Here is a 24,559-nt window from a genome sequence, read left to right on the forward strand (position 1 = left end):
GCCGGTTGCGGCCATGGGGTGTCGCCTCACAAAGGTCCGGTCGGCCCTGGCGAAGGCCATGGGGCCCCTGTCGGTGGAGGAATGGCTCGTGGAGCTTAGGGCCTGGAAGGTATGCCGTTTTGACGTAGGAGGGCACCGTGAGTGGTCTGGTGGTCGTGGGAGTGGACGGGTCGGCGTCGAGCCTTGCCGCGGTGGACGTGGCGGCACCGGAGGCGCGGGCACGTGGGGCGAGGCTGAAGGTGGTGCACGCGTTCATCTGGCCGGCCCTGCACGTGTCCCTGGGACCGTCGCCGCTGGGGCCGCCCGAGGGCGGATTGCGGAAGATGGCCGACCGGCTGGTGGCCGAGGCGGTCGAGCGGGCCCGGACGGCGGCACCGGACATCGACGTCACCGATGTGGTGGTGACCGGTGAGCCGTTGACCGTCCTCGAGGCGCAGTCGCGAACGGCCCAGCTGGTGGTCGTCGGGTCCCGGGGCATGGGCGGATTCGTCGGGCTGTTGGTCGGGTCGACAGCGGTACACCTGGCCGCGCACGGCCGGTGCCCCGTGCTGGTGGTGCGCGAGCGGGCCAATACCGACGGTCCCGTCGTCCTGGGCGTCGACGGTTCCGCCGCGGGCGAGCGGGCGATGGCTTTCGCCTTCGCCGAGGCGGAACTGCGGAAGGCGCCGCTGGTGGCGCTGCACGCGTGGACCACGTGGAACGCGCCGATGCCCGCACCACGGGACGCGTCGGTGCCGTACGCGAACCCGCCAGGCGCGTTGGCCGAGGAGGAGGAGCGTCTGCTCTCCGAGGCGCTCGCCGGCTGTCAGGAGCGGTACCCGGACGTCGTGGTGAAGCACAAGGTGGTGCGCGCGGGAACGCGGGAGGCGCTGATCGAAGCCAGCCGCTCCGCCCAGCTGATGGTGGTGGGCGCCCGAGGGCGCGGCGGATTCACCGGCTTGATGCTGGGCTCCGTCAGCCAGGCCCTGCTGCACCACGCACACTGCCCCGTGGTTGTCGTCCGAGGCAAGGAGTGACCATGCCTCAGCGAACCCCAGCACCTCCCGACGCCCCGCCCGTGCGGACGACCCCGCAGCCGGTGACGGACGCCCACGGGCGGGACGCAGCCGAGGTGGCGGCCCTGCTCACAGTGATCCCGGCCATGGGCCTGACCACGGCGGAGGCCGAGCAGCGGGCCGCCTCCTGGGGAGCCAACGAACTGGCCGAGCCGGCCCCCCGATCGCAGTGGCTGCGTCTGCTGGACCAGTTCCGCAGCTGGCTGATCGGCATCCTGCTGGCTGCCGCCGTCGTCGCCGGAATCATCGGGGACATCAAGGACGCCGTCGTCATCGCCGTCGTCCTCCTCATCAACGCCACCATCGGCTACCTCCAAGAACGGCGTGCCGAGCGCAGCCTGGAAGCCTTGCGCCGAATGCTGGTCCCCACCGCGCGTGTACGCCGCGACGGCCACGTGAAGATAATCCAGGCCGGCACCCTGGTCCCAGGCGATGTCGTGCTTCTGGAAGCCGGCGACCGAGTCCCGGCCGACGGGCGCCTGGTGGTTTCGCAGTCGGTCGAAGCCGCCGAGGCCGCGCTGACCGGGGAGTCCCGGCCTGTCGCCAAGACGACGGCACCCACCGCGTCCGACGGAAACGCCCCCGTACCCGTCGCCGAGCGCACCGGCATGCTGTTCATGAACACCGCGCTGACCCGGGGCCGCGCCGAGATGGTCGTCACGGCCACCGGAATGTGCACCGAGGTGGGCGTGATCGCCGAGGCACTACGCACCGGCGCGGAACCGCCCAGCCCGCTCCAGACCCAGATGGACAGCCTGGGCCGACGCCTGGCGCTCATCAGCGGCATCGCCGTGGCCACCTACGTGCTCGCGGCCCTTCTGCGTGGCGAGGAGCTGAGCGAACTCGCGTTGCGGGCAGTGGCCCTGGCGGTCGCCGCGATCCCCGAGGGCCTGCCCGCCGTGCTCGCGCTCACCCTGGCCCTGGGCGTCTACCGCATGGCACGCCGCGGTGCCATCGTCAAACGCCTCGCCTCCGTCGAGGCACTCGGTTCGGCGACCGTCGTCTGCAGCGACAAGACCGGCACCCTGACCATGAACGAGATGACCACCCGCACCCTGTGGACCGCCGGGCGCAGCTACGACGTGACCGGCGAAGGCTACGACACCGCCGGCACGGTGCGCCCCACCGACGGGGAGCGCGGTGCGAACCTGGGTGACGCGGTGTTGCCGTTCGCCTTGTGCAACGACGCCCGCTTCACCCCGGACAACGTCATCGGCGACCCCACGGAGGCCGCACTGCTCGTGCTGGCCGCCAAAGCGGGTCTGCCGGCCCAACTGCGTACGGACACGCCGCGTACGGGTGAGGTGCCCTTCGACCCGGCCGCCAAGTACATGGCCACCTTCCACGCCGACGACGGCGGCCGCATTCGCACCCATGTCAAGGGAGCCGTGGACGTCCTGCTGGACCGCTGCACCCATGTCCTGACGGAACACGGGCCCGCGCTCCTGAATGCCGAACGCCGCCGTGAGGTCACCGACGCCGCCCGGCAGATGGGGGGCCAGGGTTTGCGCGTCCTCGGCGCGGCCACCGGCGTCACCGGCCCGCCCGACCGGGACGGCACCACCGACCAGCTCCACCCGGCAGAAGTGACCGGGCTGACCCTGACCGCGATAGCCGGCATCGCCGACCCGCCCCGCTCCCAGGTCCGCGACGCGGTCGCCCTCGCCCAGGCCGCCGGTATCACCGTCAAAATGATCACAGGGGACCATGCCGACACCGCCGCCGCCATCGCCCGCGAACTCGGCATCACCGGCGACGTCGTCACCGGCACCGAGCTGAGCGGGCTGAGCCCCGAGAACCTCGCCGACCGCATCGACGACATCGCCGTCTTGGCCCGCGTCGCTCCCGAACACAAGGTGACCATCGTCCGCGCGCTCTCCCAGCGCGGCCACATCGTGGCCATGACCGGAGACGGCGTCAACGACGCCGCGGCCCTGCGCGCCGCGCACATCGGCGTCGCGATGGGCGTCACCGGGACTGACGTCGCCAAAGAGGCCGCCGACATGGTCCTGACCGACGACGACTTCTCCACCATCGTCCGCGCGGTCCGTGAGGGTCGGTCCATTTATGACAACATCGTCACCTTCGTCCGCTTCCAGCTCTCGACCAACATCGGCGCCATTCTCACGCTCCTCGCCACAGTGCTGGCCGGACTGCCCGCCCCCATGTCCGCGATCCAGCTGCTGTGGGTCAACATCATCATGGACGGGCCGCCCGCCATGGCCCTGGGCATCGACCCCCCGCGGCGCAACGTGATGCACCGCCCGCCGCGCGCGCCCAGCGAACGCATCCTCAATGTCCGCCGTCTGGCCGCCATCACCCGTTCCGGCGCCATCATGGCCAGCGGCACCGTGGCCGTCTTCGCCGTCGCCCGCCACCTTGCGGACACGGCGACCGCCTCCACGATGGCTTTTACCACCTTCGTTCTCTTCCAACTGTGCAACGCCCTGGCAGCGCGCACTGAGGACGGTTCCGTCCTGGGCCGCCACCAGCTGCGCAACCGCACCTTGTGGATCTGTCTGACCGCCGTCCTCACCCTTCAGGTCATCGCGGTACAGGTTCCGTTGGCCCAGGGAATCTTCGACACCGTCTCCCTGGACTTGTCCCAATGGATGATCTGCTTCGCCGTCGCCTCCACCGCGCTGTTGACCGAGCACGCCTGGCGCTCCCTACGGCCGTCCGCCGCGTGAGTCTTCGCTCGGGCGCACGGGAAGGCCCATGTGGTCGGGGATTCGAGCGCTTACCTGAGCAGACCGACTCGGCAGAGCTGCGTGCTACGAAGCTTGACGGGGTGGCTCCGGCCGTATCAAGGAGTCTGACGGCATGCTGGTGAGCCGGGTCGGTCGCATGCTCCTCCACGGCAGCGTGTCGGCTGCCCGTTCCGCACGGCCGGCCGCTGTGCCGGGCGTTCCGCACGGCGGCTGGGGGAGAGGAGCAAGGCCATGACTGAGATCGTCGCGTACGGAGTGCTCTCCGACGAGCGTCCGCTGCTGGAGGAGGCGCTTGAAGGGCGGCACGAAGTGCGGTGCCTTGAGTTTCCGCTCGACGAGGACACCGCTGCCGCGGCTACCGGGCACGAGATCGTGAGCAGCAGTGTGAACGACATCCTGGACGCGGCAGTCCTGCGGATCCTCGGCCAGGGCGGCACACGAATGATCGTCCAGCGCTCCACCGGCTACAACAACATCGACGTCGAGGAGGCCCGCAGACGTGGCATCGGTGTGGCCCGTGTGTCGTACTACTCCCCGTACGCCGTTGCCGAGTTTGCCTGGGCCCTGGCCCTCGCGGTGAATCGCCGCGTAGCCCGGGCGACGAGCCGCACCCGCGAGTTCGACTTCCGGCTGACCGGCTTGATGGGCCGTGACCTGCACGGCCGCACCGTCGGCATCCTGGGCACGGGCAAAATCGGCACCGCCTTCACGCGGATTGCCCATGGATTCGGTATGCGCCTGCTCGGCTGGGACATCGCCGAGAACCCCGAATGCCGGAAGCTGGGCATGAAGTACGTCGAGCGAGACCGCCTCTTCGCGGAGTCAGACCTGATCAGCCTGCACGTGCCGCTGGTGCCGGAGACCCACCACTTGGTGGACGCCGCCGCGCTCGGAATGATGAAACGGGACGCCATCCTGATCAACACCAGCCGCGGCGGCCTCATCGACGCCCCGGCTCTGGTGGAGACCCTGCGCGACGGCCGCCTTGATGGCGTGGGCCTGGACGTCTACGAAGAGGAAGCCGGTGTCTTCTTCATGGACAAGTCCCTGGAGGTGATGACCGACGACGTCCTCGCCCGCCTGATGACTTTCCGGAACGTGCTGATCACGTCCCATCAGGCATACTTCACGAAGGACGCCGTCGGGCAGATCATCGGCACCACCGTGCGCAACATCGAGGACTACCTCGCCGGACGGTCCAGCGAAAACACCCTCGTGCCACCGGCCGGTCGCTCCTGAGCTTGGCGCGGGCCGGCGGGCCCGTTCCAGCCGGGTTGCGGTCGGCGTTGCTGCGAGAGCACCTCAGGAACGGCCACCGGGCCGTCGCTCCTCGCGCCGGTACAGGGTGTCGTCGTCCTCCTCGTCCTCGCGACCGTTCCGGTGCGTACCGGAGCTGTGCATGCCGCGCGTCATGAACATCATCCCGAGCGGGCAAGCGACAACGAGTATCAGCCAAGCCAGCGCGCCCAGCGGCACGCCCGCCCACAGGGCGCCGACGACGGCGATCGCGTACAAGCCAGTGTTGCCGTTGTTGCTCATCGTGGGCCTCCCTCTCATGGCTGATGAGGAGGACCGGCGTTCAGCTCGGTCATGAGGCGCCGGTATTCGTCCTCGTCGACCTCACCGCGGGCGAGGCGATCGCGAAGGATCTGCACCGGCGTGGGAGGGGCGGGGACGTGTGTGTGCTCGTGCGGCCTGTTCAGGACGCGGAAGAGCAGCACGGTTGCGGTGATGATCAGCGCCCAGAAAAGGACCATGCTGATCGACATCGCGAACCAGCCCCAGCCGTTCATGTTGTGGTCGTACCAGAACATCATCGCCAGTCACCAGCTTCGGCACTCGGTAGGGCATGAGGCCCGTCCTGAAGGGGTTCTTCCCCTTCAGCGTCTCTCCCGCGCGGTGGCGGCACAGGGGCCGAGTGGCCCGCCTTGGCTGCCGATCAGCCTTTGCACGAGCGGAAGGCATGCGTGCGGTGTCCGCCTCGAATGCCCTTCCCGGGGCACCGCGCGAGAGCGCGGAGGCCGACATGGAGATGTGTCCGCGTAACCGCCCGCGGAGCGGGCACACGAGGACCACGCCCCGTCGCGCTCCCCCCTCGCGTCGGGGCTTTCAGCTCCGGAAGATTCGGGCGCGTATGGGTGTGCAGGCACGACAGGGCCCAATGGCGCCAGGGCGGGCCATGCGGCTCTAGCGGTGAGCATCTGTCCCGGCCTGGGATGGATGCATGAACATCCACCAGCCACTCCTCATCGCGACCGGAGTACAGAAGGTCTACCGGACGGGATCCGTGGCGGTGCCCGCCCTGCTGGACCTGGACCTCACGGTGGGCTCGGGCGAGATGGTGGGCGTCATGGGCCCGTTCGGGTCGGGAAAGACCACCTTGCTGAACTGCCTGTCCGGACTGGACGACATCGACGGCGGACGGGTGGTGGTCGACGGCCACGACCTGTTCTCGATGTCGGACGCCGCCCGTACCGAGCTCCGGGCCCGGACCATGGGCTTCGTCTTCCAGGCGTTCAACCTCATTCCGGTCTTCTCCGCGGTCGAGAACGTCGAGCTTCCCCTGTTGCTCGTCGGCACCCGGCCACGCGAGGCCAGGCGCCGGGGACTGGACATGCTCGACCGGGTCGGGCTCGGCCACCGCGTCGACCACCGGCCCAGCGAGATGTCGGGTGGCGAACAGCAACGGGTGACCATTGCCCGCGCTCTGGCCGGGCGCCCGGCCATCGTGTGGGCGGACGAGCCCACCGGCAACCTCGACAGCGCGATGGCCACCCAGGTCATGGACCTGCTCTGCGAGCTGAACCATGACGAGGGCCAGACCATCGTCCTGGTCACCCACGACAGCGCCATCGGCGACCGCGTCCCCCGGCTGATCCGTATGCGCGACGGCCGACTCGTCGACGATGTCCGCCGACACGTCACCTCGTCCGGCAGGACACCACTTCACCCTTGGGCTGACCATGCACCCCAACCTCCTGGCCGCGCTGCTCATCATCCTCGCGATGGCCCTCGCGGCCCTCCTGCTGGTCGCCGTCAGGCAGCCGGTCTCCCGTCGGCTCGCCTTCCGCCAGCTCGCCCGCCGCAAGACCGAGGCCGCGCTCGTGATCAGCGGATCGGTGCTCGGAACGGCCATCATCGTCGGCGCCTGGTCGTCGGGGACACCCTGAACTTTCCGGTACGTCAGGAGGCGTACCGGACACTCGGTCCGGTCGACGAGCGCGTGATCACACCTCCTGGCCCGACCGGACGTACCGCCGTCGACCGGCTCGGCACACTGGCCGCGAATCCCGACGTCGACGGTGTGCTGCACGCCGAGGCCACGCAGGCCGCCGCGACCAGCCGGCCCGGCGGCAGGCCGGTCGCCGAACCACGGGTGCTCGCCTGGCAAATGCACTTCCCGGAGGCGTCCCGCTTCGGAGCGGCGGGAGGCGACTCGGGGCTCGACGGTGCCAACCCGAAGCCCGGCCATGTCGTGCTCAACGACCCTCTGGCCCGGTCACTTCAGGTGGGGCCGGGCAACGGATCACGCTGTACCTGTTCGGGGCACCGCACACGTTCCGGGTGGACCGTGTGGTTCCCCAGGAGGGACTGGCGGGCGTGGGCCTGGGCGGCAGGCTCACCCGTGACGCGTTCCTGCCTCCCGGCACCCTCACCGCCGCTGCCCGAGAGGCCGGGGCGGAGCCGTGCTCGGTCACCTTCGTGTCCAACCGCGGCGGTGTAGAGAGCGGCGACGCACTGACCGGCGCGGTGACCGCCGACATCCGCGAGGCGCTGGGCCCGCTCGCCGGCCAGTCCGCGATCGAGACGCCGAAGCACACCGTACTGCGGGACGCCAAAGCCGCCGGGGACTCCCTGGGAGTGCTCTTCAATCATGATCGGCAGCTTCAGCATCATCGCCGGGGCCCTGCTGCTGGTGAACATCTTCGTCATGCTGGGAGAAGAGCGGAAACCCCAGAGGGGCATGGTGCGCGCCGTCGGCATGAGGCGCTCGCGCCTGATCGGTTCCTTCACCCTCGAAGGGGCCGCTTACGCCCTGCTGTCCGCGCTGCCCGGGGTCGCCATCGGCGTCGGCTGGGGAGTCGCCGTGGTCGCCGCGGAGATCTTCCGCGGCTGGTCGGTCGGCGGGAGCAGCATCGAGATCGTCTTCGCCGTCACGCCCACCAGAGTCCTCAACGGGGTGGCCATGGGCCTGCTGATCGCCTTCCTGGCGATCCTCGCGACGACCGTGCGGATCAGTCGCTTTAACATCATCGCCGCCATCCGCGACCTTCCGCCCGGGACGGGACGACGGCCCCGGCGCCGACTGCTGATCGTCTCCAGCGCATCGGCCCTGCTGTGCGCGTTCGCAGCCGTCCCCGCCGTCGCGCGCAGCCAGGCCGAGCAGACCTACCTGATGCCGGCACTCGCCATCGCCTTCGCCACACCCGCACTGTTGCGGGTGCTGCCGAGGCGCACGGCCACCACGCTGGTGGCGGCGGCAGTGCTCGGCTGGACGCTGCTGGCACCGATCATCCGACCCCGGATCTCCGACACGCCGTCGATGTCCGTCTACGTCATACAAGGCAGCCTGGCGGCGTTCTCCGCCGTGTTCCTGGTCAGCGAGAACCAGAAGACCCTGCTGCGACCGGCGCGCCGACTGCTGGAACGCCCCTCGGAGCCCGGCCTGGCCGCGCGGCTCGCGGTCGCCTACCCCCTGGCCAAGAGGTTCCGCACCGGTGCGACGCTGGTGATGTACATACTGATTGTCTTCGTGCTCGTTCTGCTGACCCAGATCTCGGGCGTCCTCAACGCCAGCGTCAACAGCGCCGTCGCCGTCGCCACCGCCGGATACTCACTCCGCTGGACTACAACACGCAAGTGGCCAGGGACCGGCTGCTGAAGGACCTCCGCCGTGGCCCCGCAGCCGACGAGATCTCCGCCGTCACCCCGCTGCTCAACGCGACCGGCCGGGCCACCGACCCCGGGCAGCGCACCAGCCTGCCGCTGGACACGGCGGTCCTCGGCGTGCCCGACGGCGCCATCACCGGTATCGCCTTCCGTGAGCGGCTGGCCGGGCTGCCCGACGACGCCGCCGTCTGGCGGGCCCAAGGCTTCAGGGCCCGGACGGTCCAGCGCTCCTTCCTGTGGGAGCGCCTTTATCGCGGTGGAGGGCATCGTGCTCGGCTCCCTGCTCGGGGTGCTCACCACATGGCTCATGTACCGGAACAGCGCCGCGTTCGAGGGCCTTGGGGGAGGCTTCCCCGTCGAATGGACCAGCATCGGTGTGCTGGCGGCCGCGACCTTCGCCGCCTCGCTCCTGGCCACGGTCGGGCCGGCACGCCGCGCGGCCGCGATCCGCCCGGCTCTCGCCGTCCGCGTCAACGAATGACGGAATCCGGCCTTGGAGGGGGCCGGCAGCGAAGGGGAACCCGCCGATGCGTCCTACATAGTCGACCCGTGCGGCGTTGGCACCATGGAGGACTGAGCGCCCAGCGTGAAACGGATTACCGTAACCGACCGCTTGGAGGCCGAAACATGAGCACAGGTTGCGCCGCCGGCTCCTGGCGATTCCGCGGCCGTCAGTGACCGGCGAGCGGTCCACAAGACCGGAGACGGCGCTCTCGGGCTGCTTGCATCGCGTGGCGGGAGTCGTTTTCGACACCTATGGAGTGATCACCGACTCGGCACGTGTTCATGCTGCCGCGTGGAAGACCGCCCTCGACGCCTGTCTGAAGGCCCACCCCCCGACCGATCCACCCGCCCGGCGGCCGTTCGACAGGGACGACTACCTGCGATACGTCGACGGCAAGTCGCGCCTGGACGGGGCAGCGTCCTTTCTCGCCTCGCGACGCGTCGCGCTGCCCCCGGGCACCCTCGCGGACCCACCAGACACAGACACGGTCGCAGCGGTGGCCGCCTACAAGGAGCAGCTCTTCACCGAGCGGCTGAGGACCCACGGCATCGAGGCATATCCGGGGACGCTGCTCTTGCTGCGGCGTCTGCGCGCGTGCGGGGTGGAGATGGCCGCCGCCTCCGCGTCCAGGCACGCCAGGGAGCTGCTCCGCCGGTCCGGTGCCCTGCCGTACTTCGCCGCCGTCGTCGACGGAGCAGAGGCGGCTCGCCTGGGACTGCCGGGCAAACCGGCTCCCGACCTTTTCCTCGAGGCGGCCGGACGGCTGGGCCTGCCGCCCGGGCGCACGGCAGTGATCGAGGACTCCCTGGCCGGAATGGAGGCGGGCAGACGCGGCGGCTTCCGCCTGGTCGTCGGCGTGGACCGCAGTTCCGGCCCCGCCACGAGTTCCTGCCCGACCTGACCGAGCTCTCGGTGCGCGTCGTCCGGCACGATGCCCAGGGGCGGTCGCCGGACCCCCACGACACCGAACTGCTGGCGGCGGTCACCCGGATGCACGAGGCGAACCCCATGCTGGGACTGCGCGGCGTGCGGCTCGGGCTGGTCGTTCCCGGGCTCGTGGCCATGCAGGTGCGCGCCATCGCCGAGGCCGTCGTGGCCCGTAAGCGGGCCGGCGGCGATCCCCGGGCCGAGATCATAATGCCGCTGGTCGACGCCGTGGAGGAGCTCCGGCTGGTACGGGCGGAAGTGGACGGGTCCTGGAGCGGGTCGCGGCCGGGACCGGGGTAGCCCTGGACTGCCCGGTAGGAACGATGATCGAACTTCCCCGGGCCGCGCTCACCGCGGGCCGGATCGCCGAGGACGCGGAGTTCTTCTCCTTCGGTACGAACGACCTCACCCAGACGACCCGGGGTTTCTCCCGTGACGACGTCGAGGCCGCGTTCTTCTCGGCGTACCTCGACAAGGGCATCTTCCAGACCTCCCCGTTCGAGACCATCGACCGCGAAGGAGTGGGACGCCTGGTCGAGATCGCTGTCGCCGAAGGGCGGGCCGCGCGCCCCGGGCTGAAGATCGGCGTCTGCGGGGAGCACGGTGGAGACCCCGCTTCCGTGCACTTCTTCCACCGGGCGGGCCTGGACTACGTGTCGTGCTCACCCTTCCGGGTGCCCGTCGCCCGGCTCGAAGCCGGACGCGCGGCCCTGGACGCCACCGAGGCCCAGGCAAGCAGGTGAACCGGACTCCTGGGTGCGACCCCCTTCGTCACTGCCTAGCGTGAAAGGGCGCGGGCCGCTGTGGCCTCCCGTATCGCCGAGACAGGGGAGTGACGTCATGTCCGATCGACCGCAGACCGGCGGTGCGCCGTCCGGGCCGCGGGCCAGGGCCGGTGACCTGGGCAGGCGAGTGGCGACGCGCCGCGAGCAGCTCGGCATGTCGTACGAGGACCTCGCCCGGCGCACCGGTGCGGCACCCGAGTACATCCAGTACCTGGAGACGCATCCGGCCACGCACGGCATCGGCTTCCTGCTCCGGCTGGCCGACGCCCTCGAAACGAGCGTCGACGAGCTGACCGGTGGCAACGTGGACCTGCCCCCGGGCATCGGTCAGGCCGGATACCACCCGGAGCTGGTCGAGCTCGGCGAATCGGAGTGCTGGCAGTTGGTCGGCAGCAACGGTGTGGGCCGCGTCGGCGTGACCACCGAGGCGGGACCGGCCATCCTCCCGGTCAATTACCAGGTGCTCGGTGGAGACATCGCCTACCGGACGTCCCCGGACGCCGCGCCGGCCGGCGCGGCCGGACACGAGGTCGCCTTCGAGGTGGACCGCATCGACGACGCGTTCAGCCGGGGATGGAGCGTCCTCGTCGTCGGTGAGGCCCGTACGGTCACCGAACCCCACGCCGTGGAGAGACTGGAGACACACAGCCGCAGCACGCCGTGGGCGGGCGGTGCGAGGGACTTGTGGATCACGGTGACGCCCGGTCGGGTGACCGGGCGCCGGATCGTCGTACGGGACCGGTGACGTGCTCACCTTGAACGCGGGCTGTCACATGACGACCAGGATCTCGGAGACCGGCCTGCGAGGCGTCGCGGGGGCCACGGGGCCGTAGCCGAGCCGGATCAGCATCTGCGGGTAGCCCGTCTCCGACGCCGGATCACGTACGGCCCAGCGCAGCTCCGGCCATTCGAGTGCCTGGGAGTTGAGGGACGTCGACAGCCCGTCCAGCGTCGCCTGCAACAGGACCCGTTCCATCGCCTGGCCGGCGCGCAGCCAGTCCTCCCTCTCGTCCTCCCGCGTGCCGAGGACCGCGAGACAGGGAGACTGCTCGAACACCGCAGACCGACCTCCCTCGACCTGCTGGCCGCCGGCGAAGTCGCGGACCGGCGCCCGCCCGTCGTAGCGGCGGGGGCCCAGCGCGTAGGACGGAATGCCCTCGGACCGCGCGCTGTCCGTGCCGGCCATCCAGCGGGCGATCTCCTCACGCACGCCCGCGGAGAGTTCCTCCGCGTGCTCGGCGTCCCACACGAGCTCGAGCAGGGTCTCGATCTGCCAGTCACCCGGCAGGTCGAGACGTGCGCCCTCGGCCCGTGCGGCACCGCGCAGCCCGACGAGCACCGCGTCGGGAACGGTCTCGTCACTGAACGGCTCCCTGCTCGTGTGCCGCCTGTGGATCGCCGGATACAGGTCGACGATGTCGTCGCTCTCGTCGAGCTGTACGAAGGTCGCCACGGCCAGCAGCTCCCGGTCGCTGCCCTTCGGCATCAGCCGGATCCGCGCTGCCCACCCCGCGTGCGCTGCGGCGACCCGCAGGTTGAACAGCGCGGCGCCGCATCCGATGTGCAGCCCGCGCGTGGAGGGGTCGGTGCGCGGCATCGTGCGCGCGGGGTCCATGCGCAGCGACAGCGCACCATCGGCCTGGCTGTAGTGGAACCGCCAAGGCTGGGCGTTGTGCATGGACGGTGCCATGGCGGCGTCGGTGACCCAGGAGGTCACGGACTTCGCGTCAGGTGTGCGAGTGGGCATCGAAGCCTCCGAGAGATGCGGTCATGGACGGCGGGTCTGCAGAACCACGACGACGGGAGCGGCGGCGTGATGGATCACGGCCTGCGCCACATGACCGATGCGTGGCCCCAGGGCGGCTCGTCGCTCGTGACGGCCGACGATCAGCAGGTCGGCGCCGGCGGACGCGTAGACCAGTTCGGCTCCGGGTACGCCGGCAACTGCCTGCGCCACCACCGGCACAGCCGGGAATCGTCGCTGCCAGGGGGCGAGTGTTTCGTCGAGGGCCTTGTCCACCACCGTACGGAGTTCGAGCTCCGCTTCCGGGGTGGTGCCCTCCGCCAGGCTGTACGTGTCGGGAGGCTGAGCCCATACGTGTACGACATGGAGGGTGCACAGTCGGCAGGACGCTTCTGCGAAGGCGAAGCCGAGCAGGTCGGCAGAAGACTCGGTGAGGTCGAGGCCGACCACGATGTCGCCGCTTTCGGTCAGCGGGTCCGTCCCCGGTCGTACGAGAACCACGGGCCGTTTGGACGCGCCGGCGACCGCCATGCCAATGGATCCGATCAGGAACCCGGGCATGCCGGTGAGGCCCTTGGACCCGAGGACCATCAAACCCACGGCACCCGATCCGTTGGCCTCGGCGATGAGCGCGTGATCGGCCAGGCTGGTGGGCCTGTCCGAAATGACCGTCATTGCGGGGTACCGGCGTCGCGCCTTCTCCGCTGCCGATCGCAGGACGTGGTCCGTGTAGCGCGACCTCGCCGGCGAGTATGGGGAAAGGGCTCCAGGGAGGAACGGCCACTCGCCCGCCTGGACGAGGTGCAGCGGTGTCTGCCGCAGCTTGGCCTCATGCGCCGCCCACCGGACGGCCGTGCGACTCTCCGGCGAACCGTCGACGCCGACGGCGATGTTGCCGGTCATGAGAGCCTCCTCCGGGCGGGAGGGCCGTACCTTTCGGTCACACGTCCAGCTTCCCTGTTCAGGGAGCGGACGGGCAGGGGCCGACCGGGCACGCGCGGGGCCGAAAGTCCCTGGCGCCGGCTGCCCGGGCCGGCGCCAGGGGCGGGGCGTGGAGATCACGCCGTGAGCACGGGTTCGTCACCTCCCAGGTCCAGTCGGAAGGGCGGATACCTGTCCGTCATGAGCCTGGCATAGGCGGCGACCCGCAGCACCCACCGGTTGAGCCCCGTGATCAGCGCGTGGAGATCGCGCGCCCAGGAAGAAGCCGATCACGATGTCAAGGGCGGGTACCGGTCGGTGCCGAGAGCACCGTACGCGTAATAGGAGACCCGCCAAGTCCAGCGCAGCACTCCGAGGTTGAAGTCGAACAGCGGGCGCGGATAGCGCTCGGTGAACAGAATCGCGAAGAACGCGACCACGGACGTCAGGCAGAACGCGATCCACAGGAAGAACAGCACCACGTAGTGCGGGATCACCAGGATCCACTTCACCAGCCAGAGCCACCGCGAAAGGGGCTTGTCCAGTACGCCCCTGATTCGGACCGGCTCGTAGGTCGCGGGGAACGTCGTCATCACCATCAACTCCTGTTCTTCGTCGCACGGACCCCCCGCGGGGCTTCTTCACGATCTGAGAGGGCCGCCTCGCCGCGGGAGCCGTCGCGGGACGAGGCGTTGTGCATACCGGCTCGCAGCCGCCGACGTACGTCGGTCGTCAGCTGCGAGAGCCGGCGCGAGACACGGGGCCGGGACGGCTCCGGACCGTGGACTCGCAGCGCGGGCTCCGAAAGCGCGGCCACGTCGGCGGCGAGCCGCGCGCGGGCGGTGGCGAGGTCGTCCGGCGGGCCGGTCCTGCGCCCGTCACGCATGACGGTGCGCAGGAGAGGTTCCGCGCCCGCCGGTGGTGGCTCGTCCCACAGTGTGATGAGGTCGGGCTGCCCGGCGGTACGGAAGACCTGCTTGCGCCCCGGTGCGCTCACCTTGGCGGACGACAGCTTTATGACGGGCCGGCCGTCGTACTCCACCAGCTTGTAGGCCGAGTCGAGGTACGGGGCGTCGGCCGACGTGCCGACACGGGTGCCCACCGCGTAGACGTCGACAGGGGCGCCGGAGCGGACGAGGGCGTCGATGCCGTACTCGTCCAGCCCCCCACTGGCGATGATCGCCACATCCCGCAGGCCGGCCGCGTCGAGTGCGGCGCGGGCCTTCGGGACCAGGGCGCCCAGGTCGCCGCTGTCGAGCCGGATCGCGCAACCGGGTCCACGGCGCAGGCCGTTGAGGACCCGCGACGCCGTCGCGACACCGCCCAGGGTGTCGTACGTGTCGACGAGGAAGGTGACCGGGCCGGGGTGAGCCCGGGCGAACGCCCTGAAGGCCGCTTCCTCGTCAGGGAACGCCTCGATGTACGAGTGCGCCATGGTGCCCGATGCGGGCATGCCCCAGCGCGTGGCCGCGGCGACATTGCTGTCCCGGCGAAGCCGGCCATGGCCTCGACGCGGGCTGCCTGCATGCCGGCTTCCGGACCATGGGTGCGGGGCAAGGAGAAGTCGACGACGGGGTGCCCCGCCGCTGCCAGAACGCAACGGACCGCTTTGGACGCGACCGTTGTCTGATGGTTGACCTGGCTCAGGAGGTACGTCTCGACCAACTGGGCCTGCGGCAGAGGCGCCGTGAACTCCATGAGGGGCTCTCCGGCAAGGACGACATGTCCCTCCGGGACGGCGCGCACCTCACCGCGGAACGGAAGACCGACGAGTGGCTCCAGTTCGTGGCGCGGCCGATGCAGCACGGCGGCGAAGTCTTCGGCGTCGGCGGGGGTGACACGGAAATCGGTCAGGTAGTCGAGCGCCGATTCCAGTCCGGCGCTGACCAGGAAGCCGCGGTTGGGCGGCAGGTCACGTACGAAGAGGCTGAACGTCGCGGTCCCGTCCATGCCCTCCTCGAGGTAGGACAAGGCCATGGTCACTTCGTAGAGGTCTGTGGTCGTGACGCGCGACATCGCGCTCACCGCCTTCTCGCTGCGCGAGGGCGGGGGTCGTGTCCCGGTCGGGCCGGCCTTCCCGCGCTTCCAGCGTCGAACACGGCCAACGAGGAGCTACAGGGCCGAGTGGGTTACACACCGGCCCGGACGTCGCGAGGGAGGAACAGTGCCCTTCGGCCCTACCAGGGACCTGGGCGGCCCTCCCAGCGCCCGTCCTGCGGTGACAGCGTGAAGGTACGACGAGTACTCCGGAGGAGGGGACCATGAACACCCACACTGGTGGTGGCCCGGACCTCGGAACGGTCGTCGTCGGCGTCGACGGCTCCGCACCCGCCAAGAGAGCCGCGCTGTGGGCGGCTGCCGAGGCGGACCGGCGCCGTCGGCCACTGCGCATCGTGTACGCGGCGGACCTGGACCGCCTGACGCTGTTCGCGTCCGCCGAAGCCATCGATCAGATCCACGACACCGGCCGCGAGCTGCTCCTCAAGATTGCCCTCGCGGCGCAGGAGCGGTTTCCCAATCTCACCGTCGTCAGAGAGCTCAGCCGCAAGGACCCCGTCTCCGCCCTGCACATGTCCGCCGGCCCCCACGACACCATCGTGGTCGGCAACCGGGGTCTCGGCGGTTTCGGCGCGCTCATGCTTGGATCCGTCGGGCTTGAGGTGGCCGCTCGTTCCCGGCTGCCCGTCGTGGTGGTGCGGGGAGAACCCGACGCGCCTGACACCGGGACCGTCACGGCGGCGGTTCGTGGCACGGCCGACCGGGGCTGGGTGGGATACGCGGCCCGGGAGGCACAGCTCCGGAAGGCCACGCTGCGGGTGCTGAGCATGTGGAACCCCCTGGCGCACGCCGGGAGCATGGCCACGATGCTCGACGGCCTGGACGAGATGGCGCAGGAACACGCCCGGCGTATGGAAGCGCTCGTCGAGCCACTTCGCCGTGCCTTCCCGGGCCTCACGCTCACGACGGAGGTGGCGAGTGGAACGTCTGCCGCCGGCGTCCTCGTCGAAGCGAGCCGCCACACGGATGTGCTGGTCATGGGTGCTCGCCGACGACCCATGGGTCTCGGCCCCAGTCTGGGGCGTGTGGCTCACGCCGTGCTGCACCACGCGCAGTGCCCGGTCGTGATCGTGCCCCGCAGGGGCAGGAACGGTGAGGAGGCGTAATGACGAACGCAGCAGCAAGCCGTAACGAGGTACTCGTGGGCATCGACCCCCGTGAGGTCTCGGTGCCCGTACTGGCGTGGGCAGCCGACGAGGCGGTGCGCAGGGGCTTGAGCCTGCGGCTGCTGCTGTCGGTGCCTCCCATGCACGACACGCAGCACGTGGACACGACCCCGCAATACACCTCGCTGCGGGCACAGGGTGAGAAGGGCCTTGCCACGGCAGCGGATACGGTGCGCGCCCTGCGGCCGGACCTGCCCCTGGCCACACAACTCCTCGACGGCCCGCCTGCCGCGGTTCTGTGTCGGCAAGCATCGGCACACGCTCGCCTGGTGGTCGTCGGCTCGCGCCGGCTCAGCAGCCCGGAGGAGATCCTCAGCGCCGGCTCAGTGATCGTTCCGCTCAGCGCACAGGCGGAGTGCCCGGTGGTCGTCGTCAGAGAACCCGAGCACACGGCACACCTCCCCGGTCGCCTGGTCGTCGGCGTCGACGGCAGCAAATCGTCTCAGGCTGCCGTGGGGTTCGCCTTCGAAGAGGCGAGTCTGCGCGGTGCGGCGGTACAGGCCGTGTGGGTATGGCAGCGGCCCGTCATCGCGTTCGGCGACGATCAGGCCGCGGTGGACGAACGGAGCCGACTGCTCGATGAGGCCCTCTCCGGCTGGACGCGGAAGTACCCGGACGTCCCCGTGACAGGGGAGGTCCTGCGGGGCCACCCTGTCGAACGGCTGGCGCAGGCGTCCGCGGATGCCTTGGCCGTGGTCGTCGGACGGCGTGGGCGAGGCGGGTACACCGGAATGCGCCTCGGGTCGGTGGTGCACGGACTGCTGCACCGTGCGCACTGCCCCGTGATCACCGTGCCCGTGATCAACACCTGAACGGCCCGGCCGGCCGGAAGCCGATCGACGGACAGGAGACTGGCAGGAGCCGGGCTCGGCCACCTGGCCGCGCGGCTGCGCGGGGGCCTGCGGGAGTTGTCATGCGTCGCGGCACCGCCCTTCGAGCGCCGGTACCTCAAGAAGGGCCGGACGGTCCCGGTCATCGACCCTCGTGACCCCTGGAGCCGGTAGAGGCGCCGCCGGACGATGAAGCTGAAGAGGCGAGGCGATGCGTCGCCTTGACGACAAGTACGGGAGAGGAGACGGCCATGGCCCGGACGAGTCATCCACACCTGCTCACGGAGAGCAGGACCGGACTGGAGAGGAGCGCTGACGGAGGAACACGTGCGCGGCTCGGAGACCAGATCATCGTCGAGGGACCGACCGTAGGCGTGGTGCGTCGAGACGGCGAAGTGGTCGCCTGCACCACGACGACGGCAGCCCACCTTACGACGTGCGCTGGTCCGACACCGGAAGGGTCACGCTGTTCTTCCCTGGGCCCGACGCCCACATCAGACACCTCTGACGGGCGCCACCCACGCGCCTGTGGCGAGCGCGCTGTCAGCGCGCGATCACCTCCGGACTGTGCAGGTCGACCCGGATGTCCACGACTCCTTCCACGGCCCTGATCGCCCTGGCCAGCAGGGGCACCAGCGCCCGGTCCCGCAGCTCGCCGCCCAAGGTCACGACACCGTCCTCGACCGCCACGTCCATCCGGGCCGTGGCCGGGAGGTCCGGCAGGACGGTGTTCCGGATCTCGGTGGCCATGTCCTCGTCGGACCGCAGGAAGACCTTCAGCAGGTCGCTCCTGCTGACGACACCCTCCAGCAGGCCGAGGCCGTCCACCACGGGCAGGCGCTTGACGTGCCGTCTTGCCATGATCCGGGCGGCTTCGGCGATGGTGGCGTCCGCGTGGACGGTGACGGCGGGGCTCGACATGAGGTCCTCCGCGTACACCGCGCTTGCCTTGGCAGTGTCGGCGAGCGGTCGGTCGCGCAGGATCTCCTCGTCGACGCGGTACCCCTCCTTGGGCAACAGGTCGGCTTCCGAGACCACCCCGATGACACGGCCTTCGCCCGCCAGCACAGGAAGGGCGCTGACCTTCCACTGGTTCATCAGCTCGACGATCTCCTTGTACGACGCCCGGCTGCCCACCGCCACAGCGGTGTGGGTCATGACGTCGCTCACGGTGTGGGGTGACGCGGTCATCGCAAGCCTCCTCGGCTCAGGCCGGCCGGTCCGCACCGGCGCAGCGTTCGGTTCCTTCGAGGCGCAGTTCAGAGTGATGCTTCCTGCACGGCCGCGGCAGCCCGTTCGTCTTGGCAGGCGTACCAGTCGGCAGCTGTGTCGACCGCCGGTGCACCAACGAAGACCTCGCTGCCGATGAGCAGCGGCAGCCGCGCCCGAGAACGTCCACGCGCCGGCGCAAGGGATACTCGCGCCATTGGCGCGTCCGGACCGCCGCAGGCATGGGTTCATGACCCTTCGGGAGCCTTGATCTCGGAGGCCACCCGGGCAGTCCACTCCGCGATGCGGGGCAGGTCACGGAAATCACCGCCACGGTTCTCGTCGAGGATCGCGTTGGCCATACGGCCCTTGGCTCCAGCCGCGAGTCGTCCGCCGAAGGTGACGTGATCACGCGCCTCGGTACGACGCTGTGCTCGCCGGGCGCTCGGGACGGGCGGCATCTCCCGCTCCGAGGCCGAGGGGTCGAGCGGTCCGCTGCTGAAGAGCCAGACAGGCCGTTCCCGCAACTCTTGGCGGTGTTGCCGGGCGAAGCGCCTGGCGTCCCGGTGCCAGCGGCCCATGTAGAGAGCGCCGCCGATCACGACCGTGCCGTAGGGCGCCACGTCCGTGACCTCCGACGGCGGCCGGACCTCCGCCTCCAGCCCCTCGTCCCGCAGGACGGAGGCGATGAAGTCGGCGATCTCGGCGGTCGAACCGTTCTTGGTCCCATAGGTGACCAGTACCTTTTCGGACACTGTCTCCACCGCCCTTCTTCGAGCACACCGGGAGGTGTGCTGAGCGCGTCATCCGCCCGGTGTGCGAGTGGTTCCACTTCCGAGGGTGCGCTCAAGTGCGGGCACGTTGAAGGGCCGGTGAGGCAGAGCTCAGGGCCGAACGGCCCTCTTCCATCCGATGCGGCAGGCCGGCGCCGCCGGCTGCGGACATCCGGTCCCGCCCTCGGAACCGACGGGGCCGGATGGCCCTTGTCTCTGCCCCATCCGCCTCTCGTACGCACGTACGCGCGGTGCGACGGTGTCCTTCAGGTGAGAAGTCCGGCACCGACACCAAGGTGGTGGAGACCGTGTGGTTGCCCCTCGTTGTTGGAGTGGACGGATCGGCCGCCAGCCTCCGCGCAGTGGACTGGGCGGTGGACGAAGCAGCCCGGCTGGCCCTGCCCCTGAAGATCGTGCACGCGACGATGACGGACGACGGGGAACCCGTGTGCGGTCCGGAGACCGGTGCGGATCATCCCTGTGGGCAGGACATCGGGCAGCACGTGATCGACGCTGCTCAGGAGCGGGCCCGGACGCGCAACCCGGACCTGAAGGTCACCGCTGAACTCGTCTGGGGTGACGCCGTCTCGGTCCTGTTGAACGCCGGCCGCAACGCTTCCGCACTGGTCACCGGGGCACGAGGCCGTGGTGAGCTGAAGGATCTCCTGCTGGGCTCCGTCAGCCTGGTCGTCGCTGCCCGTGCACAGTGCCCCGTGGTGGTGGTCCGGGCCGGCGCCCGGCCTTCCGCGGACCGGTACGACAAGATTCTGCTCGGTGTCGCGGATGCCGAAAGCAGCTCGGCAGCGTTGCACTTCGCCTTCGAAGTCGCGGCGGCTCGTGGCTGCGCCCTCGATGCGGTGCTGGCGTGGCACCGTCCCCCACGGACGTCCATCAGCAAGCTCCTCGACCTCCCGCGCCACGAAGACCAGCACGGGCAACGCACGAGGGCCCTGCTGGATGAGGCACTGAAGCAGTCCGTCGGCGAATTCCCCTCGGTCGACGTCCACCGCATCGTGGTGGAGGGGCCGGCCCGAGACGTGCTCCTCAAGCAGTCGGAAACAACCGACCTGCTGGTCGTCGGAGCCCAGCGCAGGCTCAACGGCAGCGGTCTGCACCTCGGCCGGGTGAATCACGCGCTGCTGCACTACGCCGCCTGCCCGGTGGCACTCGTACCGCAGTGGAATTGATCTCCCGTCACGTGCGGAGGCCGTCCCATGACGCACCTGTCCGCTCCCGGGGCGTCGGCGACGATCAGCCCGGACCCGCGCGAGCCGCTGTCCCTGCTCCGCCGTGAACTCGGCACCGGAGCCGAAGGCCTGTCAGGCCGAGAGGCGGGCCGACGACTGACCGTACACGGGCTTGACGAGGTCCAGGTGAAGGAGCAGACCTCTAAGCCGGGAACTGGTTCAGCAACTGGCGCACCCGCTCGCCCTCCTGCTCTGGGCCGCCGCAGCCCTCGCCTTCGTGGCCGGCATCGCGGCCCTCGGTTGGACCATCATCGTGGTGATCATGGTGAACGCGGCCTTCGCGCTGCTGCAGGAGCGGCAAGCAGAACGCGCCGTGGAGACTCTCGCTGGCTATGTGCCCGAGCACGCCGAGGTTCCGGGTGCACATCGTGACAGGCGACGACGGAGCCAGCGCTGCCGCCGTTGTGCGGGAAGTGGGCATCGGCGAACTCGCGCTACGGGTGGTCCCGAAGGCGGAGATGGTCAGCGGCCTCGAACCCGACGAACTGCTCTTGAAGTGAGCAGAGCGGCCAAGGGTCCGCCGCGGCCTACGGCCGTAACGCGGACGTCTGTGCGGCACTGCCGCCCCATATTCATCGAATGCCCGCAGCGCTCTGAACGCGGCGGTACGTTCCTTCTCGGCGGCTGTCTTGCTGTGACCGTACAGCGTGCGACGCAGCCTGTTGGCCAGATCAGGTGCGCACCCCACAGCATGGCCGAGCGCTGTGGCGCTGTCTGGTGTGGCGTCGGGAAGTGCTGGCGCCAGCCGGTCGGTCAGCTTGTCCGGGACGGAGGCGGAGCTGAGGTGATGAGAACCCGGATGAGCGGGCATACACGCTGGAGGGTCGTCTGATCGTTCTGCGTGGCTTCGAGGAGTACTTCCCAGAGAGGCGCGGGGGCAGGGCATGAGGCCGTTGCCCGGACGGCGCGTGCCTCGCCCCAGTCGCGGCTGTTGATGAGTTCCGCAACGTGGAGGCAGATGGCGTCCGATGCCTGCGGACTTGCTGAGATCAGTTGCAGCAGTGTTTCGTGTGCTCTTGCGTCGGTTGCGATGTCCAGGGCGCTTTTCAACAAGTCGGCCGGTGCTCCGTTGGCTCGCTCGGCGAGGGCCGAGCAGTGGCCGTTGGCTGCTGCCAGTAGGGCGGCTTGCAGGTCACTACCGACCTTGTCCCACAAGTCGGTGGCGTGCTGCCAGTCTGCAGGCGTGCCGCTGTCGATGATGTGCTGAGCAATCATCGGCGGTACATTGGATTGACTCACGTCGTTCCGGCCTGCTGCAGCCGCAGTGAGTGATCGTTCGGCGACTGGTAGCTGGGCCCAGTGTGCTGCAAACCGACTAAGCCATTGTGCGGACACGGCCGGTTCCGCAGCATAGTGCGAGGCGAAGGTGACGGCGGGGGGCGGGAAGTGTGTTCATCCACCCGTAGAGCTGCTGAAGGACTTGATTGAGACGGTTCGCTCGGGTGCCAGGATCGTGAAGCAGTACGTAAACGCTTGCGAGTGTCTCGTTTGTGAGTGCGTGGTGAGGCTGGCCGAGCAGACCCATGAATAGGTCGGTGAGGGTAGGGCCGGCTGCCCGTCCTGTGTCTGTACTCATGACGGCTGGCAGATGACGGCGGGCGAAAGCGCCTCGTGCGTCGGCGGCTGCAAGGGAAGTTGTCAGGGTGGTCAAGCACGTTTGTGCAGCTGCTTGGGCATCGGGGTCGTCCGTGTTCCATCGCAGGTACGTGAGGAGCACTTCTGCGAGGGCGTCACCCAAGGGTCCGTCGTAGGTTTCCGGCGCGCGGAGATTTCCGGCGATGGCCGTGACGCAGGTGGTGGCGTCCTGGAGCTGGAGGTCAGGAAGGATCCGAGACGCAGCGGTGGCGAGTTCGAGGCACGTGTGTGCTGTTTGAGCGATGGAGTGCGCGATTACAGCACTGACCGATTGACCAGAAGGCGTGGTGTGGTCGCCGATCGAGAGCAGCCAGCTGCGCAGAAGGTCTGCTGTTCGTAGCGAGCTTTCCGCGTCATCATCATCGATGAGGAAGGTAGCCGCGGCTTCGGCCACTTCCGAGGCCAGTGTCGAGTCATGGGGGGCGTCCGGATGTTCCGCATGCCCCCAGCCGTCAGCAGGGACAGCGATTCGGCCGAGGAGTTCTATGGCGTGCGTGCGTGTCGCGCCTTGCTCCGTAGTCAGCCAGCTCAGCAAGCCCTGCGCTACAGGCCGTTGCCACTGGTGAATCTCCTCGGCGTCGACGATTGTTCGCCGGACTTGATCGACGGCAGTGTTGTCGGTGGCGCGGGAAGCCATGGGGCGGGGCGGCCCCCCTCAGCGACTTGGCACCGACGCCTGACCGTCTTCCTGGACGAGTATGCGTTCGCCACGTATCCCAGGCGCGGTCTGAACCTGCGGTTATCGTTTAGCATGCATGTGCTCGATTGACTGAGCTACGGGTGATGACCTGGGGAAACGCAGTCATTGCGTGGCGCCTGGCCGATGAGGCGGCGCGGCAGATGCCCGACGTATCACGGCCACCATCATGCTGCGCGCGGTACGAAGGCAGAATGCCTCTTCGTCGGCCACGCTCCGCTCAGTCGGCGAGAGCTGACCACCGTCCGGGAATGGCGCTGTCGCTTCGACCGTGTCAAGCGAGGCGCGGTATCCCCACCTCCGCCGCACGGCGCATGGCCACTGCCGCGCCGCTGTCGCCTCCCGCCACATCTGAGTCTCCTTCCGGAAACGCCCACCCGCTCCGGCGACGGGCACCAAGACTTGCAGCCATGGGGAGCGGGTATGACAGAGGGTAGGAAGCCTCGAGCTGTACCAGTGTGCCAAGTATTTTCTGACTGCGACCTGATGTGGCACAGAAGCTAGGTGGCACACCTGCAGGCCAGAAGCACTCGCCGGTGACAAGAACGGCTAGTCACACGTCACCCCCATGCGTGACAGCGGCGACGCGGACCCCGGCCTCTTCGGGCCCGGCTCGGTGACCTGGCAGCTGCACAGCGACCCCATGGTGTGGATCGCCGGCGTCCGGGCCCTGTGCCTCCAGGCCCTGCACCCCGCCGCCGTACGCGGAGTCATGATCAACAGCAGTTTCCTGGACGACGCCTGGGGCCGGCTGATGCGCACCGCCGGCTTCGTCGGCACCCTCACCTACGGCACCACCGCGGCCGCCGAGAAGGCCGGAGCCCGCGTCCGGCGGATCCACCGGCTGCTGGGTGTCGACGACCCCGAGCTGCTGCTGTGGGTCCACTGCGCCGAGATCGACTCGACGCCCAGGCCGACCGCTACCTCGCCGAACACCGCGAAAGCGCCCGGCTCGTGGGCCTCGACCCGTCCGGCGTGCCCGCCTCGGCCGCCGAACTGGACGCGTACTTCGCGGCGATGCGCCCCCACCTCGCCGCCGGCCCCGACGCCCGCACCGTCGACGCCTTCCTGCGCCGGCCCCCCGTGCCCACCGCGCTGGTCCCCGCGCGCGCCCTGCTCTGGCGGCGCGCGGCGGCCCTCGCGTACCACTCCCTCCCTCCCTATGCCCACGCCCTGTACGGCAGGCCCGCGCCGAGCCCCGACACGGTCACGCACCGGCTGATCGCGACCGGCAACCTGCTGCGCTGCGTCCCCTCCCGTATCCGCTGGCAACTCCCGCCCCAGCACATCCTCAAAGCCATGTCCAGACTGGGACCCGACAGCCGCCCGGCCCCGTACAAACTCCGCAGACGGGCCGCCATACTGGACGGGCCGGGGAGGGCGTAGCGGGGGCGACGGGCGGATCG

Annotated in this window: 20 protein-coding genes and 4 pseudogenes; 15 read left to right on the forward strand and 9 right to left on the reverse strand. The window is 69.6% G+C overall.

All coding sequences use genetic code 11. From position 1 onward, the window contains the following. Nucleotides 1-137: 137 nt before the first annotated feature. The 3 genes from AMK26_RS20270 (at nucleotide 138) to AMK26_RS20280 (ending at nucleotide 5,005) form a co-directional block, all read left to right on the forward strand. Nucleotides 138-1,016 (forward strand): universal stress protein, encoded by an 879-nt coding sequence (locus AMK26_RS20270; RefSeq protein ID WP_073756088.1) that lies wholly within the window; start codon nucleotides 138-140, stop codon nucleotides 1,014-1,016. A gap of 2 nt (nucleotides 1,017-1,018) precedes the next feature. Beyond that, nucleotides 1,019-3,745: a cation-translocating P-type ATPase gene (locus AMK26_RS20275; RefSeq protein WP_079277698.1), complete on the forward strand. Its 2,727-nt coding sequence runs from the start codon at nucleotides 1,019-1,021 to the stop codon at nucleotides 3,743-3,745. Nucleotides 3,746-3,997: 252 nt separating this feature from the next. Continuing rightward, a complete protein-coding gene (locus tag AMK26_RS20280; protein ID WP_073756090.1) occupies nucleotides 3,998-5,005 on the forward strand; it encodes a 2-hydroxyacid dehydrogenase in 1,008 nt (335 codons plus the stop codon). 63 nt (nucleotides 5,006-5,068) lie between these two features. Here the strand turns inward: AMK26_RS20280 and AMK26_RS20285 are convergent, their stop codons facing one another. Then, nucleotides 5,069-5,305, reverse strand: a complete 237-nt coding sequence (locus tag AMK26_RS20285) for a DUF2933 domain-containing protein (protein ID WP_073756091.1) — start codon at nucleotides 5,303-5,305, stop codon at nucleotides 5,069-5,071. A 14-nt stretch (nucleotides 5,306-5,319) separates the two neighbouring features. Continuing rightward, nucleotides 5,320-5,583 (reverse strand): SHOCT domain-containing protein, encoded by a 264-nt coding sequence (locus AMK26_RS20290; protein ID WP_198944121.1) that lies wholly within the window; start codon nucleotides 5,581-5,583, stop codon nucleotides 5,320-5,322. A gap of 407 nt (nucleotides 5,584-5,990) precedes the next feature. Here AMK26_RS20290 and AMK26_RS38565 point away from each other — a divergent pair, with 407 nt between their 5' ends. The 6 genes and pseudogenes from AMK26_RS38565 (at nucleotide 5,991) to AMK26_RS20320 (ending at nucleotide 11,618) form a co-directional block, all read left to right on the forward strand. Then, entirely contained in the window at nucleotides 5,991-7,490 is a 1,500-nt protein-coding gene (locus AMK26_RS38565; RefSeq protein ID WP_107420987.1) for an ATP-binding cassette domain-containing protein, read from the forward strand. A gap of 150 nt (nucleotides 7,491-7,640) precedes the next feature. Continuing rightward, nucleotides 7,641-8,648 (forward strand): ABC transporter permease, encoded by a 1,008-nt coding sequence (locus tag AMK26_RS20300; protein ID WP_073756092.1) that lies wholly within the window; start codon nucleotides 7,641-7,643, stop codon nucleotides 8,646-8,648. A gap of 264 nt (nucleotides 8,649-8,912) precedes the next feature. Then, nucleotides 8,913-9,137 carry a hypothetical protein gene (locus AMK26_RS20305; protein ID WP_073756093.1) on the forward strand — a complete coding sequence of 75 codons (225 nt, stop codon included), beginning with the start codon at nucleotides 8,913-8,915 and terminating at the stop codon, nucleotides 9,135-9,137. Between the two features lie 193 nt (nucleotides 9,138-9,330). Next, the gene (locus tag AMK26_RS20310; protein ID WP_107421010.1) at nucleotides 9,331-10,062 is read left to right on the forward strand and encodes an HAD-IA family hydrolase; all 732 of its coding nucleotides are present in this window, start codon (nucleotides 9,331-9,333) and stop codon (nucleotides 10,060-10,062) included. Next, nucleotides 10,035-10,831: pseudogene (locus AMK26_RS36245) on the forward strand (putative PEP-binding protein); the annotation flags it as partial. The gene AMK26_RS20310 and the pseudogene AMK26_RS36245, both read left to right, overlap by 28 nt. Before the next feature lie 97 nt (nucleotides 10,832-10,928). Continuing rightward, the gene (locus tag AMK26_RS20320; RefSeq protein ID WP_073756095.1) at nucleotides 10,929-11,618 is read left to right on the forward strand and encodes a helix-turn-helix domain-containing protein; all 690 of its coding nucleotides are present in this window, start codon (nucleotides 10,929-10,931) and stop codon (nucleotides 11,616-11,618) included. A 24-nt stretch (nucleotides 11,619-11,642) separates the two neighbouring features. On the opposite strand, the gene AMK26_RS20325 is transcribed toward AMK26_RS20320, so the two are convergent. From AMK26_RS20325 to AMK26_RS20340, 4 genes and pseudogenes are all read right to left on the reverse strand, one after another. Continuing rightward, nucleotides 11,643-12,620, reverse strand: a complete 978-nt coding sequence (locus AMK26_RS20325) for an Acg family FMN-binding oxidoreductase (RefSeq protein WP_073756096.1) — start codon at nucleotides 12,618-12,620, stop codon at nucleotides 11,643-11,645. A gap of 21 nt (nucleotides 12,621-12,641) precedes the next feature. After that, nucleotides 12,642-13,520 carry a universal stress protein gene (locus tag AMK26_RS20330; protein ID WP_073756097.1) on the reverse strand — a complete coding sequence of 293 codons (879 nt, stop codon included), beginning with the start codon at nucleotides 13,518-13,520 and terminating at the stop codon, nucleotides 12,642-12,644. A gap of 308 nt (nucleotides 13,521-13,828) precedes the next feature. After that, entirely contained in the window at nucleotides 13,829-14,131 is a 303-nt protein-coding gene (locus AMK26_RS20335) for a DUF4389 domain-containing protein (protein WP_443333172.1), read from the reverse strand. Between the two features lie 5 nt (nucleotides 14,132-14,136). Next, a pseudogene (locus AMK26_RS20340) lies at nucleotides 14,137-15,554 on the reverse strand (nicotinate phosphoribosyltransferase). A 245-nt stretch (nucleotides 15,555-15,799) separates the two neighbouring features. Here AMK26_RS20340 and AMK26_RS20345 point away from each other — a divergent pair. The 3 genes and pseudogenes from AMK26_RS20345 to AMK26_RS37895 all read left to right on the forward strand — a co-directional run. After that, the gene (locus AMK26_RS20345) at nucleotides 15,800-16,702 is read left to right on the forward strand and encodes a universal stress protein (RefSeq protein ID WP_073756098.1); all 903 of its coding nucleotides are present in this window, start codon (nucleotides 15,800-15,802) and stop codon (nucleotides 16,700-16,702) included. Next, nucleotides 16,702-17,574 (forward strand): universal stress protein, encoded by an 873-nt coding sequence (locus AMK26_RS20350; RefSeq protein WP_073756099.1) that lies wholly within the window; start codon nucleotides 16,702-16,704, stop codon nucleotides 17,572-17,574. Before AMK26_RS20345 ends, AMK26_RS20350 begins: the two co-directional genes overlap by 1 nt. A gap of 317 nt (nucleotides 17,575-17,891) precedes the next feature. After that, nucleotides 17,892-18,097, forward strand: a pseudogene (locus AMK26_RS37895) (DUF1918 domain-containing protein); the annotation flags it as partial. A gap of 38 nt (nucleotides 18,098-18,135) precedes the next feature. Here the strand turns inward: AMK26_RS37895 and AMK26_RS20360 are convergent. Beyond that, entirely contained in the window at nucleotides 18,136-18,783 is a 648-nt protein-coding gene (locus AMK26_RS20360) for a CBS domain-containing protein (protein ID WP_073756100.1), read from the reverse strand. A gap of 266 nt (nucleotides 18,784-19,049) precedes the next feature. After that, entirely contained in the window at nucleotides 19,050-19,556 is a 507-nt protein-coding gene (locus AMK26_RS20365; RefSeq protein WP_073756101.1) for a flavodoxin domain-containing protein, read from the reverse strand. 221 nt (nucleotides 19,557-19,777) lie between these two features. Between AMK26_RS20365 and AMK26_RS20370 the strand changes: the two genes are divergently transcribed. Together AMK26_RS20370 and AMK26_RS37035 are read left to right on the forward strand one after the other, a co-directional pair. Continuing rightward, complete coding sequence (locus AMK26_RS20370; RefSeq protein WP_198944122.1) at nucleotides 19,778-20,761, forward strand: universal stress protein; 984 nt, start codon at nucleotides 19,778-19,780, stop codon at nucleotides 20,759-20,761. A 419-nt stretch (nucleotides 20,762-21,180) separates the two neighbouring features. After that, the gene (locus AMK26_RS37035) at nucleotides 21,181-21,321 is read left to right on the forward strand and encodes a hypothetical protein (protein WP_158071135.1); all 141 of its coding nucleotides are present in this window, start codon (nucleotides 21,181-21,183) and stop codon (nucleotides 21,319-21,321) included. Between the two features lie 253 nt (nucleotides 21,322-21,574). Here the strand turns inward: AMK26_RS37035 and AMK26_RS37040 are convergent, their stop codons facing one another. After that, nucleotides 21,575-22,036 (reverse strand): hypothetical protein, encoded by a 462-nt coding sequence (locus tag AMK26_RS37040; RefSeq protein ID WP_158071136.1) that lies wholly within the window; start codon nucleotides 22,034-22,036, stop codon nucleotides 21,575-21,577. A gap of 1,685 nt (nucleotides 22,037-23,721) precedes the next feature. Between AMK26_RS37040 and AMK26_RS20385 the strand changes: the two are divergent. Then, a pseudogene (locus AMK26_RS20385) lies at nucleotides 23,722-24,539 on the forward strand (oxygenase MpaB family protein). Nucleotides 24,540-24,559 lie beyond the last annotated feature (20 nt).

The organism is Streptomyces sp. CB03234, assembly GCF_001905885.1.
In the GTDB taxonomy this organism is placed as follows: domain Bacteria; phylum Actinomycetota; class Actinomycetes; order Streptomycetales; family Streptomycetaceae; genus Streptomyces.